General features: G+C 69.1%; 8 protein-coding genes and 1 pseudogene. 3 read left to right on the forward strand and 6 right to left on the reverse strand.

Annotated elements, in window-relative coordinates; translation table 11 throughout:
• Positions 1–24 precede the first annotated feature (24 nt).
• Positions 25–2370, reverse strand: a complete 2346-nt coding sequence (locus ACFZDK_RS16375) for a LuxR C-terminal-related transcriptional regulator (protein WP_390973016.1) — start codon at positions 2368–2370, stop codon at positions 25–27.
• On the opposite strand from ACFZDK_RS16375, the gene ACFZDK_RS16380 reads away from it, so the two are divergent.
• Complete coding sequence (locus ACFZDK_RS16380; RefSeq protein WP_390973017.1) at positions 2347–2898, forward strand: IclR family transcriptional regulator C-terminal domain-containing protein; 552 nt, start codon at positions 2347–2349, stop codon at positions 2896–2898. The genes ACFZDK_RS16375 and ACFZDK_RS16380 overlap by 24 nt on opposite strands.
• Positions 2899–3251: 353 nt before the next feature.
• Here ACFZDK_RS16380 and ACFZDK_RS16385 read toward each other — a convergent pair whose 3' ends face one another.
• Both ACFZDK_RS16385 and ACFZDK_RS16390 read right to left on the reverse strand, forming a co-directional pair.
• Positions 3252–4007, reverse strand: a complete 756-nt coding sequence (locus ACFZDK_RS16385; protein WP_093629636.1) for an SDR family NAD(P)-dependent oxidoreductase — start codon at positions 4005–4007, stop codon at positions 3252–3254.
• 228 nt (positions 4008–4235) lie between these two features.
• Positions 4236–6830 carry an alpha/beta hydrolase fold domain-containing protein gene (locus ACFZDK_RS16390; protein WP_390973019.1) on the reverse strand — a complete coding sequence of 865 codons (2595 nt, stop codon included), beginning with the start codon at positions 6828–6830 and terminating at the stop codon, positions 4236–4238.
• Between the two features lie 254 nt (positions 6831–7084).
• Between ACFZDK_RS16390 and ACFZDK_RS16395 the strand changes: the two genes are divergently transcribed.
• Positions 7085–9106 (forward strand): FAD-dependent oxidoreductase, encoded by a 2022-nt coding sequence (locus ACFZDK_RS16395; RefSeq protein ID WP_390973021.1) that lies wholly within the window; start codon positions 7085–7087, stop codon positions 9104–9106.
• A gap of 461 nt (positions 9107–9567) precedes the next feature.
• Here ACFZDK_RS16395 and ACFZDK_RS16400 read toward each other — a convergent pair whose 3' ends face one another.
• On the reverse strand, positions 9568–9918 hold the full coding sequence (locus tag ACFZDK_RS16400; protein ID WP_099923646.1) for a zinc-binding dehydrogenase: 351 nt from the start codon (positions 9916–9918) through the stop codon (positions 9568–9570).
• A 194-nt stretch (positions 9919–10112) separates the two neighbouring features.
• Here ACFZDK_RS16400 and ACFZDK_RS16405 point away from each other — a divergent pair.
• Positions 10113–10361: pseudogene (locus ACFZDK_RS16405) on the forward strand (ATP-binding protein); the annotation flags it as partial.
• A gap of 12 nt (positions 10362–10373) precedes the next feature.
• Here the strand turns inward: ACFZDK_RS16405 and ACFZDK_RS16410 are convergent.
• Positions 10374–11288, reverse strand: a complete 915-nt coding sequence (locus ACFZDK_RS16410) for an SDR family NAD(P)-dependent oxidoreductase (protein ID WP_390973023.1) — start codon at positions 11286–11288, stop codon at positions 10374–10376.
• Positions 11289–11294: 6 nt separating this feature from the next.
• Complete coding sequence (locus tag ACFZDK_RS16415) at positions 11295–12866, reverse strand: AMP-binding protein (protein ID WP_390973025.1); 1572 nt, start codon at positions 12864–12866, stop codon at positions 11295–11297.
• Positions 12867–12977: the final 111 nt, after the last annotated feature.

Genomic DNA, 12977 nt, shown 5'->3' on the forward strand with positions numbered 1-12977 from the left:
GGTCGGAGCCGGGTGCGGTCGGCGCTATCCGATCCCGCCCGTACGCCCGGCGAACTGGGCGCGTCGCCGGGCCATCCACGCGGCGATCTGGGCCCGCGAGGTGAACCCGAGCTTGGCGAGGATCCGCTCGACGTGACCGTCGGCGGTGCGCTTCGCGATCACCAGCCGATGGGCGATCTCCCGGTTGGACAATCCGGATTCGATCAGGGCGGCGACCTCCAGCTCCCGCTTGGTGAGCGGCTCGGTGGCATCGGCGCGCCGGGCCACGGCCGTACTCCCCTCGGCCCCCAGGGCCAGATCGATCACGTCCCGCAGGCGCCACAGAGGAACGGAGGGCTCGCCACCCCCGGAACTCGGCAGATCGGGCCGGTGGGCGCAGTGGCGTTCCGCGAACTCCGACATCTGCGGCCCGAATGCGGCGATCGACGTGCCGAGGGAACGCCACACTCGCCGTGCCGCCTCGCACAGGGCGGCCGCGCGGTCCACCTCACCACGGTCGTAGGCCACCCAGGCCAGCAGGTCGGTGCACAGAGCGACGCCGATCCCTTCGGACGGGAGTTGAACCCGCAGTGCCGCACGGGCCGATCGCTCCGCCTCCTCCAGGTGGCCCAACGTCCACTCGGCCAGGCCCGCAGCCCAGAGGGAGAAGGCGCGGCCGGACCTGTCTCGGTACGTCTCGCACAACGCCACCGTGCTGCGGCTGATCTCCACGGCCTCGGCTGCCCGGCCGGCGCAGGCGAGCGCGGTGGCGAGCATATAGCGAGCGGCGAGTTCCAACTCACGATCACCGCGGTCGCGGTGTCCGTCGACAGCGGTTCGCAAGCCCTGCACCGCGGTCTCTGCGTCTCCGGTGAAGAGCGCCCACAGCGCTCCCCAGTGGGTGACACGCAGCTTCACGCCGGGGTCGTCCAGTTCCTCGGCGAGGTCCGCAAGTGTGCTGAGCCACCGTGCGGCACTGTGGTGGTCCCCCTGGATCAACGCGATCCAGATCATCACCCACACGCCCTCGGCCCGCTCCGGCGACGGCGCGGTGACCGCAGCGAGCGCCGCCTCCATGCGCGTCCGGCCGTCGGCGAGGAATCCTCCGGACAGCCAGTGGTAGCGCAGCCGTGCCATCAGGCGCAGAGCGGCTCGTTCCTCCCCCGGAGTGGAGAGGCTCCACTGCACCGCTGCGACATGGTCCGCGTGCTCCAGGCGCATCCGCTCCAGCAGGGCCTCCTGCTGGGGACCGCACCACTGGTCGAGGACCCACTGGGCCCGGCGCAGCATCACGTCGCGATGTCTGCGCCGCAACTCGTCCGCTTCGCCGGCCTGTTCGGCGTGTTCGGCCGCGATCTCACGGACGGGAGCGAGCAGGCGGTACCGCATGGTGCCGACGTCGCGCTCGGCCAGCAGGATCGACTGCCCGACCAGACGCTCGATGGAATCGACGACGTCGTCGGGGTGCAGTTCGCCAAAAGCACAGACCTCTTCAGCGAGCTCAAGATCGAAGGTCGCGGGAAACACCGCCAAACGGCGCCAGAGGATCTGCGCGGTCTGCGGGCAGAGCTGGTAGCTCCAATCCACCATCGTCCGCAGTGATCCGTGCCGCGACCGGGACTCGGCATCCGGCGCGGTCAACGACGCCAGTCGTCGGCCGAACCGTTCCACCACCTGCTCGACGGTCAGCGCTCGCAGCTTCGCTGCCGCCAGCTCGATAGCCAGCGGTATGCCTTCCAGCAGTCGGCACAGCTCGACCACGGCCTCAGCGTTGTCCTCGGTGACATCGAACTCGGGATCGACGGCACGCGCCCGCTCCACCAGCAGGCTCACCGACCCGTCCGCGATCAGCTGCGCAGCCGGGGTGGCCGGTTCGGGCACGCTCAGTGGCAGCACCGGCCGCAGCACCTCCCCCTGGACACCGAGGGGTTCCCGGCTCGTGGCCACCACGCGCAGCTGCGGAGCCTCGCGCAGCATGACCGGCACCGCCGCCCGCACAGAGTCCAGCACGTGCTCGCAGTTGTCCAGAACCAGCAGCAGTTTGCGGTTGCTCAAGAAGGACAGCAGCTTCTCACGCGGCTGCGTGGCGGACTGATCGTTGATGCCCAAGGCGCTGACCACCGCGGACTCCACTTCCGCGCCCCCTGCACCGATGCTCAGATCGGCCAGTCGGACCAGCCACGCGCCGTCGGGGAAGCCGCTGCGAGCTCGATAGGCCAATTCCAGGGCCAGCCGCGTCTTACCCACACCGCCTGCCCCGACGAAGGTCAGCAGCCTGGATTCCGACAGTGTCCGCTGTGCGACGTCGAGATCGCTCCTTCGCGCGATCAAGCGATTCAGAGATGGACCGACCCGGTTCCCTCCTCGTTGAGAGGCCTGGGCGCTAGTCATGCAGAGATCCTAGGCGAGTCCAACCCGAACACCACACCCTCGCGGGGCCGATCAATTCTCGCGACCACCCCCGGCAAGCAAAAGCCTGCTCGCAGCATCCACCCGCGACACCCATCTCGTCCCCGGCCTCAACCCGAGAGTCGGCGGTCCGACATCGCCCGCCGACTCTGTGTGGCCAGGAGCACGGCGCACCGGCTGCTGACCATGCTGTGCAGCCGCGGCCTCGCGGAAAAGAGGCCGGCCACCCGCCAGGCGAGGCGGCGCCGGCCCACGCACTGCTCCAGCGCCGGCAAAGCGATCGCGGCCTTCGACCCTGCCCTGGCGGCGGCCCGCAGGGCCGCCGGATGCCCGCCCCGCACGGACACCACCATCTGCACCGCCTCGGACTTCGAGCAGGCGCCGGCCCAGGTGCGCCGCACCGGTTACGCCACCAACCTCGGTGAGGCGATCGTCGGCGTCGCCGCAGTGGCTGCCCGCGCGCTGGACCGGTCGGGCAGGGCCTGTGCCGCCGTCTCTCTCGTGACGTAGACGTCGGGTTCACCAGGGACGTGGGCCGCCCCGGTCCGATGGGTGATGGTCGCCGCCCGCAAGGTCGCCAAGAGCCTCGGCGCCTGACGCCGCCGGTGAACACGGTTGCCCCACCGAGTGGGTGCGCCGGCAGTGGGTGGCAGTCGGGCCCAAGGCCCGGAGGCCGGCCGTTGCGCGCGGAGGACGAGTCCGCCTTCCTCGTCCCAGACCGGCACGAGCGCCGGGAGCGGGCCGCGCTGCCTCGCTTGTTCTGGCCCTCGGGAAGTCCACCGTGGCGCGCACGCCGACCAGCGGCCTGTACGAGTGGCACCTGGAATAATCCGAGAGAGGGAGAAATCGGTAGATTCACCCTCTCACAGTCGCCGCACGTTCATTCCCCCGTCGATCACGGTGGCGGTGCCGTTGACGAACGAGGCGCCCTCCGAGGCCAGGTAGGTGGCCAGCGAAGCCACTTCCCCGGGTGTGCCGAGCCGTCCCTGCCCCAGGGTGATCAGATCCTTCAGCGGCGTTCCGGTGGCGGCCTCGAACTCTGTGAAGGCGCGCTCGATCATGGGGGTGTCGATGAAGCCGGGACAGATCGCGTTGGCGCGCACGCCAAGGTCGCGCAGCTCAAGCGCCATCACCTCGGTCATGCGCACGACACCGGCCTTGACCGCCGCGTAGGCGCCGAGCAGGGGGAACCCGACGACGCCGGCCAGCGAGGCGAGGTTGACGATCGCGCCGCCGCCGTCCGTCAGCGCGGGAACCGCGTGCTTGTAGACCAGCCATGTACCCCGCAGGTTGACCGAGTACATCCGATCGAACTCGTCCTCGGTCAGTTCGTGGAGGAGACCGAAGCACTCGACACCGGCGTTGTTGACCAGCACGTCGAGTCCGCCCAGGGCACGCGTGGCCTCGGCGACCGCCGCGGCCACGCTGTCGCCGGAGCGGACGTCGCAGGTGACGCCGACGGTGTCGTGGCCGATCTCCAGAGCTGCCTTGTCGGCCCCCTCGATGTCGGCGATCACGACGCGGGCGCCGGCGGCGACGAACGCTTCGGCGACCGCCCGGCCGATGCCCCGGTGCGCGCCGGTCAGCAGCGCACGCTTGCCCTCCAGAATTCCGGTCATGCTGATTTCCTCTCCGGTCTGCGTAATGGTGATCGTGCTGTGGTGCCCCGCCATCGCGCGCCGGACGGTGGCAGGTATCCCTGGCATGCGATGAGCGAGCGTCAGAAGCGGTGCCCCGTGGGCATCAAGCCATCCATGCCGCGCGGGGCACAGGCCCGGCCAGGCGCCGGGCAAGCAATCGGCACCCGTCCGCTCACGGCTCGTGTGCCGTAAAGTCGCCGGGCCTGCTCAGCCGAGGGTGGCCGCGGCCTTCGCCTTCCCGGCCTCGGCCGACAGCAGCGGCGCGAGGAAGTCGCTGATGGCGTCCTGGATCTCGGCGGCGCGAGGGATCGAGCCGGAGAGCACGAACGTGGTGTGGATCAGACCGTCGAGGCGCTTGCAGACGGTCGGCACACCGGCTTCCGTCAGCGCTCGCGCGTAGTCCTCGCCCTCGTCGCGCAGCGGATCGATCTCCATGGTGACCACCAGTGCGGGCGGCAGGTTCGACAGGTCCGGCGCGTGTGCCGGGGCGGCCCAGGACGACGTCACGTGGGCAGGGTCGCCGAGATACCAGGCCGCCATGCGCCCGCCCAGCTCGGTGGAGATGATCGGGCCGCGCGCGAAGGTCTTGCGGGACTCGGTGTCGGCGGTGAAATCGGTCGGCGGAGTGACGAGGACCTGGGCGGCAAGGCGCGGTCCGCCCTCGTCCCGGGTGCGCAGCGCGGCCACCGCGGCGAGGTTCGCACCGGCGCTCTCGCCACCCACCGCGATCCGCTCCGGGTCGCCGCCGTACCCGGCGATGTTCTCCGCCGCCCAGCGCAGAGCCGCCATCGTGTCGTCGATCGCCGCCGGGAACGGGTGCTCGGGGGCGAGCCGGTAGTCCGGGGACACGACCAGAGCGCCGAGGCGCCGGGCCAGGGACGCGCAGGGCTCGTCGTACAGGTCCAGGCTGCCGGCGACCCAGCCGCCGCCGTGGAAGAAGACGACCACGGGCAGCGGGCCCTCGACCGGCGGCCGGTACAGGCGCACCGTCCGCTCACCACCGGCGGTCGGGTACTGGGTGTCGGTGATGCCGACATCCGAGGGAACCGGCAGCTGCAGGTGCTTGAAGGTCTCGATGCCTGCTCGGATCTCCTCCAGGGAGGACTCCTCGAGCGGCTTGGCGCCCATGTTCATCAGGCCGGCGAGGAGGAAGACCGCCGCACCGTCGATCTTGATCGAGTTCGGCAGGTCTCGCGCGTCCCCGTCGAGCGAGAAACCGGCGTACTCGGTCGCCTGAACCTCCGCGCAGATGGCGCGGTACATCGGCGCGCCGGTGAACAGTGAGATCGGCCTCCGCGGCTTGCCCGGAATGTTGTCGCCCATGTACCAGGTGACCGCGTTGGGGAACAGGGTCGCCTCGGCGACCTCCAGGACCACCTCGTTGTACCGGTCCTCGGCCGCGGCCGTCACCTCGGCCGTCCGGTGACCGTGCGCGTCCGTATAGGCGATGAGGTCGGCGATGAAGTCGACACTGTCCTCGATGGCGATCGGGTTGTTGAAGAGGGCCGCCGCGCTCTGCGGACCGTTGACGTGGAACAGGTTCGGGAAGCCGTGGTTGGCCATTCCGATGTACGCGCGCTGCCCGTCGGCCCAGTGGTCGGTCAGTTTCCGGCCGTCGCGGCCCACCACGCCCATCCGCATCAGGGCGCCCGCGCCCACGTCGAAGCCCGTGGCGAGCACGATCACGTCGAACTCGTATTCCTGGGCCGTGGTGGCGATGCCCTTCTCGGTGATCCGCTCGATCGGGGTCGTCTTGGCGTCGACGAGACGCACGTGCGGCAGGTTGAACGTCTCGAAGTACTTCGTCTCGAACGTGGCGCGCTTGGCGCCGTACGGGTGCCCCTTCGGAGTCAGCAGTTCCGCGGTCTTCGGGTCCTTGACCCGCTCCCGGATCCGGTCCCGGATGTAGTCCGCCGCCGTCTCGTTGGCGGCCGGGTTGTAGATCAGGTCGAAGTAGGTGGACGCGAGCATCCGGAAGCCGCCGCCGTTGTAGTACGTGTCGTACGTCTTGCGGCGTTCCTCGGGGCTGTCCGCCATCGCGGAGCGCGTGGCGCGCGGGTACGCGGCGCCGGCCAGGCTGTTGCGCGACTCCTCCCGCAGCCTCGGGTAATCGGCGACGGTCTGCTCGAACTCCTCGTCGGTGAGCGGACGGTTCCCGAGGGGACAGGCGAAGTTCGCGGTCCGCTGGAACACGGTCAGTTCGGCGACCTGCGGGGCGATCGTCTGGATGACCTGGATACCGGTCGAGCCGGTGCCGATCACGGCGACACGCTTGCCGGCCAGATCGACGCCGTCGGCCGGCCACCGGCTGGTGTGGACGACCGTTCCTCGGAACGTCTCCTGGCCCGGGAAGTCGTTCGGCTTGTTCACCGAGAAGGCGCCGGCCGCGTTGATGAAGAACCGCGCGATGGTGACGCCGCCGTCGTCCGTGCCGACAACCCAGCGCTGAGCGGCGTCGTCCCAGACCGCAGACGTGACGCGCGTGCTGAACCGGTAGCTGCGGCGCAGGTCGAACCGGTCGGCCACATGCTCCAGGTAGGCCAGGATCTCCGGCTGCGCGGCGTACCGCTCTTTCCAGCGCCACTCCCGCTGCAGGTCCTCGTCGAAGGAGAAGGAGTAGAAGATGCTCTCGAAGTCGCAGCGCGCGCCGGGGTACCGGTTCCAGTGCCAGACGCCGCCCGGCCCCGAGGCCGCCTCGAAGGACTGAACCGACAGGCCCTGCTGGTTGCGGAGGCGGTGGGTGGCGTAGAGGCCGGAGAAGCCGGCACCCACGATGACTGCGTCGACATGTGTTTCGTCCATGTACCGACTCTGGGTTCAGCACGTTGCGAGGGCTACGGGTAGGGATACCTGATGGCATACCTGATCCCCTACCTGTCTTCTGCCGGGACGGTCGGCTGCGGCGACCCGGTTCAGATGCGAAGCCGCTGGTGAATGGGGTGAACAGCCTGATTCGCGAGACCTCGGCGATCTTTTGCAACTGATTGCACAAACGTCCTCCGGGTCATACAACTGCTCGCATGTCGCAGCACGACTCAGGAGCAGGAGCCCTGCCGATGTCCCCCTACCCTCACCTGCTGAGCCCCCTCGATCTGGGGTTCACGACCCTGCCGAACCGTGTCCTGATGGGCTCGATGCATCTGAGCCTGGAAGAGGCCGAGCGAGGTTTCGAGCGGATGGCCGCCTTCTACGCCGAGCGGGCCCGCGGCGGCGTCGGGCTCATCGTCACAGGTGGGATCGCCCCGGACGACCGAGGTCGGGCCTTTCCCGGCAGCGCCAAGCTCACCACCGAGGCGGAGGCCGAGCAGCACGCGCTCGTCACCGAGGCGGTGCACCGCGAGGGAGGCCGGATCGCGATGCAGATCCTGCACACCGGCCGGTACGCCTACCACCCCGATCTGGTCGCCCCCAGCGCACTCCAGGCGCCGATCAGCAGATACGTGCCGCATGCGCTGACCAATGACGAGATCGAGGAGACGATCGAGGCGTTCGTCCGTGCGGCCGCGCTCGCCAGGACGGCCGGCTACGACGGCGTCGAAATCATGGGGTCCGAGGGCTACCTGATCAACGAGTTCATCGCCCCGGCCACCAACCACCGCACCGACCGCTGGGGCGGCACCTACGAGAACCGGGTCCGATTCCCCCTGGAGATCGTCCGCCGTGTGCGCGAACGGGTCGGCCCCGACTTCATCCTCATCTACCGCCTGTCCATGCTCGACCTCGTCCCGGACGGCAGCACCCTGGACGAGGTGGTCACGCTCGCCAAGGCGGTGGAGGCGGCCGGCGCCACGATCATCAACACGGGGATCGGCTGGCACGAGGCACGCGTCCCCACCATCGCGACCTCGGTGCCGCGCGGCGCGTTCTCATGGATCACTCAGCGCCTGAAGGGAGTCGTTTCCGCCCCCCTAGTGGCCAGCAACCGCATCAACACCCCAGAGGTCGCGGAGGAACTGCTGGCGGAAGGCAGAGCGGACATGGTCTCGATGGCCCGTCCGTTCCTCGCCGACCCGGACTTCGTCGCCAAGGCACGCGCCGGACGCCCTGACACGATCAACACGTGCATCGGCTGCAACCAGGCGTGCCTGGACCACGGCTTCAGCGAGAAGACGATCTCCTGCCTGGTCAACCCGCGGGCCGGCCATGAGACGGAGCTGGTGCTGTCTCCGACGCGCCGCCGCAAGCGCCTGGCCGTGGTCGGGGCAGGTCCGGCCGGGCTGGCGGTGTCGGTGACGGCCGCCCAACGCGGTCACGACGTCACGTTGTTCGACGCCGACGACAAGATCGGCGGCCAGCTCAACATCGCCCGGCGGATCCCGGGCAAGGACGAGTTCGAGGAGACCCTGCGCTACTTCCGCGTCCAGCTCGACGAGCACGGCGTGGACGTCCGCCTCGGCACGAAGATCACCGCTGAGGTGCTGGCAGACGGCGCCTACGACGAGGTCGTCGTCGCGACGGGCGTCACCCCCCGCGTTCCCGACATCCCGGGCCGGGATCGCCCGAATGTCGTCAACTACCTGGACGTGCTGCGCGACCGGGTGCCGGTGGGCGAGCGGGTGGCGGTCCTCGGGGCGGGCGGGATCGGGTTCGACACCGCGCTCTACCTGACCGACCCGGGCGACGAGGCCAGCCGCCGTCCGGACGTCTACTTCCGGCACTGGGGCGTCGACACCGAATACCGCACGCGTGGCGGACTGTGCCGCCCTGAGCGGCCCACGGTGCCGCGAACCGTTCACCTCCTCCAGCGCAAGACCAGCAAGGTCGGCGCCAATCTGGGCGCGACCACCGGGTGGATCCACCGGGCCGAGCTGAAGCACCGCGGGGTCACCATGGTCGCGGGAGTGACGTACCGGCGCATCGACGATGAGGGTCTGCACGTCACGGTCGACGGCGAGGAGCGAGTGATCCCGGTCGACACGGTCGTCCTGTGCACGGGCCAGGAACCCAACCGAAGCCTCTACGAGGAACTGCGCGAGGACGGGCTGTCGGCCCACCTCATCGGTGGCGCGGACCTCGCCGCGGAACTCGACGCCAAGCAGGCGATCCGCCAGGGCACGGAACTGGGGGCGACGCTCTGACGCCAAGCCGTCTTGGTATTCCGGCAGGTCCGCGATGCGCCTTCGGCGACTTCCCACCTCGACGACCGTGTCATGGGACCAGTTCGTCAAGCTGCTGTTCCGCCCGGATCGTCCTGCCGGTCATGGAGGAGCGGGTGCCCCAGCGGCGAGTGAGCTGGGCGACCATGAAGAGCGCATATCAGACTCCGTTCCCTGATCAGCCGGAGCCGGATCGGCTCCGCGCCATAGAGATCGCATTGGTCTGACCACGAGTTTGGCAACGAAGACGGCGGCCTCCAGATGCCACGCGGCCAGCCGGTCCACAACCTCTCTGCGGATCGTGGCCACAGCTGCGGGATCAGGAGGCACCGCCCAGTCGGCCACCAGACAGGTACGACGACGCAAGCTTCGGTGCCCTTCCCAGGGGCCACCGAAGCTTGCGCCGTGCAAAAGGTCAGACGGGTCCGACCATCATGTGCAGGTCAGGGCTGAAGGACCAGCCTGATCGGATTGCCTTCCTTGGTGTGCAAGCGCTGCACGGCCACGTTCGCCTGCTCCAGGGGCAGCACCTCCGTGACGGAAGCGGAGAAGTCGAGGCGCCCATCTGCCACCAGGTCCACGAGCCGCGGCACCGAGTCGAGTTCCGTGCCGAAGTGCCCCTTGACCTGGTGCTTCAGGTAGCTGAAGGTGGTGCTGTCGCTGAAGGCGAGGGGACGCCCGGACAGCCCGACCAGGACGAGGCGGCCCCCCGGCCCCAGAACGGTCAGCGCCTGCTCGTGCACCGCCGAGACACCGGCGAAGTCGAAGGCGGCGTTCAGTTCGCTGTGCAGCACACGTTCCGGCCTCCGTGTCCCACCCGCGCCTCGGACCACGGCACAGGGGCGGTACCGGCCGGGTGGCAGCGGTGAGCCGCGTGACGACGACCACAGCCAGCAGGCGCAGGACAACGCAACGTCGCCGCGACGAGAGTCGGCGGCGACGTCATGACCCGGCAGCCGCGCTCGGCCCGCCTCGTGCCGGCGGATCAGTGCGGAGCGAATTGGTCACCAACGCGATCCGGTATGCCACGGAGCCGATCAGGCTTCGCCTCATCAAGGAACAGACCCTGATCTGCGAGGTCTCCGACGCCAGCAACACCAGCCCCCACCTGCGCCGCGCACGCGTCTTCGACGAGGGCGGTCGCGGCCTTTTCCTTGTCGCCGAGCTCACGCGACGATGGGGCACCCGAAACACCCTCACAGGCAAGACCATCTGGGCCGAACAGTCCATTCCCTGAGTTCAGGTCCGTTCAGTCTCCTCCCGGCTGAGATTTCTGTGATCTCAGCACGGCCTCGCTCCAGCCGCCCGCGACAGCACCTCTACCGGCAACCTTCTGTTCGGTGAGCTGATCCACCTCGACGGCGATCGGCTGCAGTTTCCGGTCCAGCAAAGCGGCAAGGAAGCCGCGCAGCAGGTATTGCAGACGCAGTGAACCCGGGATGAACACCCGGCGCTGCCTTCGCTGGATGCCCCGCACGATGCGGTCGGCGGCCAGCGACACCGGGAAGGTCTTGCCGGCAGCCCCGGGCAGCCGCGCCCGCGTCCGGGCGAAGTCCGCGTGCTCGTGGTCTGCGTCGCGCACCATCGGCGTGTCGATGAACATCGGGTAGGCGACGCCTACGCCGACGCCGAGGTGAGCCACCTCGACCCGGAACACGTCCAGCAGAGCCTCCAGTCCCGCCTTGCTCGCCGCGTACATGCCCTCGCCGGGCGGGGCGAAGATCGATGCGGCCGAGGCCACGCCGAGTACGTACCCTCGGCTGGCGATGAGGTGGGGCAGGCATTCCCGGATGAACCGCCAGTTGCCGGTCACGTTGACGTCCAGCACCGTGGCGAGCACCGACGGATCGAGGTGCCGCACCGTGCCCACCGGACCGATACCCGCATTGGACACGGCGACATCGATGGCCCCGAACTCCTCGACCACGGCTCGCACGGCGGCCTCGACCGACTCCGGGTCGGTGATGTCGCACCGAAGCGCGAGAGCCGTACCTCCCAGATCCCTTGCGGCCTGCCGAACCGCGTCACCGTCGATGTCCAGCAGCGCGACCCGGTGCGTGCGCGCCAACCGCCGCGTCACAGCGAGGCCGATTCCACTGGCCGCGCCCGTGATCACCGCCACAGGTTGGGCCATCCGTTGATCCTTGCCTGTCGGGTCCGCCATGGCCGGTCAGATCCTCCGCTCGTGCCCGCGCCAGAAGGGCTCGCGGATGTCCTTCTTGAGCACCTTCCCGTTGGCGCTGCGGGGTAGGGCGTCGACGAACACGATCTTCTTCGGTGTCTTGATGCCGCCGAGCTTCGGCCGGCAGAAGGCCACCAGCTCCTCCTCCGTCAGCTGCGCAGCGTCGTTCAGTTCGACCACGGCGGTGACCGCCTCGCCCCAGTCTGCGTGCGGCGTGCCGATCACGGCGCAGTCCTGCACTGCCGGATGCGTCCAGATGACCTGCTCCACCTCGCTCGGGTAGACATTGAAGCCACCCGAGATGATCATGTCCTTCTTGCGATCGGTGATGTGCAGGAAGCCCTCGTGGTCGAGGTAGCCGACGTCGCCGGTGTGCAGCCACCCGTCGACGATGGTCTCCGCGGTCTTCTCCGGGGCGTTGTAGTACCCCTTCATCAGCAAGTCGCCGCGCACGCAGATTTCGCCGGTCTGCCCGGTGGGCAGGATGGTGCCGTTCTCGTCGAGGATCTCGACCCGCACCAGCGGTGCGGGCCGCCCCGTCGCCGACAGCCTGGCGTCGTCGGCGATCTCACCGTTGCGGAAGTGCTCCTCGGGGCGCAGGAAGGCGATCGCTGTGGGGGCCTCCGCCTGACCGTACCCCTGGAACATCACCGGGCCGAAGACGTCGATCGCGCGACGCAGCTTCTCGGTGGACATGGGGGCCGCACCGTAGGTGAAGTACTTCAGCGAGGAGAAGTCCCGCTGCTCGATGCCCGGTATCTCCAGTATCCGGTAGATGACGGTGGGCGGCAGGTACAGCTCCGTGACGCGGTGCTTCTCCAGGAGGTCGAGCAGTTCGAGCGGGTCGGGGCGGTGCATCACCACGATCGTGCCGCCGCGGGCCGTGACCGGCAGCGTGAGGGTGCCCGCGGCGTGGGTCATCGGCGCGGCGACCAGGTTCACGATCGGCTCGTCCGAGGAGTACGGCGCGGCGAACATGTGGTGCAGTGCGCTGACGGTAAGGCTCCGGTGCGTGTTCATCGCACCCTTCGGCACCCCGGTGGTCCCGCCGGTCGGCATGATCCCGGCCACCACATCCGCATCCGGGATGTAGTCGGGAAGCTCGCTGGACGCTCCCTCGGTGAACGACTCGAGCAGAACCGCGTCCGCCGCCGACAGGGCTTGCGCGTCCCCGCTCAGCGCGATCACGGTCTTCAGTTGCTTCAGTTCGGGGCGGAGCTGCTCCACGACCGGCAGGAACTGCTCGTGGCAGAACAGCACCTCGCAGTCGAAGGTGTCCAGCATCCGCTGGATCTCCTCCTTGGGGTATGCGGGGTTGACCGGGACCCAGGCCATCCCCGCCCGCCACATGCCAAGAACACAGGCCCACGCGAGGGGATCGTTGGCGGCGAGAACCGCGCCCTTGGTCTCGGGCTCGATGCCACGTGCGAGCAAGGCGTTCCCCACGCGGCACGAAAGCTCACCGATCTCGGTGTAGGTGAACGTCTGCTCCCCCGAGATGAAGGCCACCCGGTCCGGGTAGGCGCGCCAGCCGCGGTCGAAGAAGTCGGTCACAGCCATGCTGGTGGTTCCTTATCTGTGGAGTCGACCCCGAGATGCGGGGATCGGTCGGTCGTACTGGTCTGTGGGACTGTCGCGGCCCGCGCCGTAGGGTGCGGCGTGCCGTGACGC

Source organism: Streptomyces sp. NPDC007901, from assembly GCF_042959465.1.
Taxonomy (GTDB): domain Bacteria; phylum Actinomycetota; class Actinomycetes; order Streptomycetales; family Streptomycetaceae; genus Streptomyces.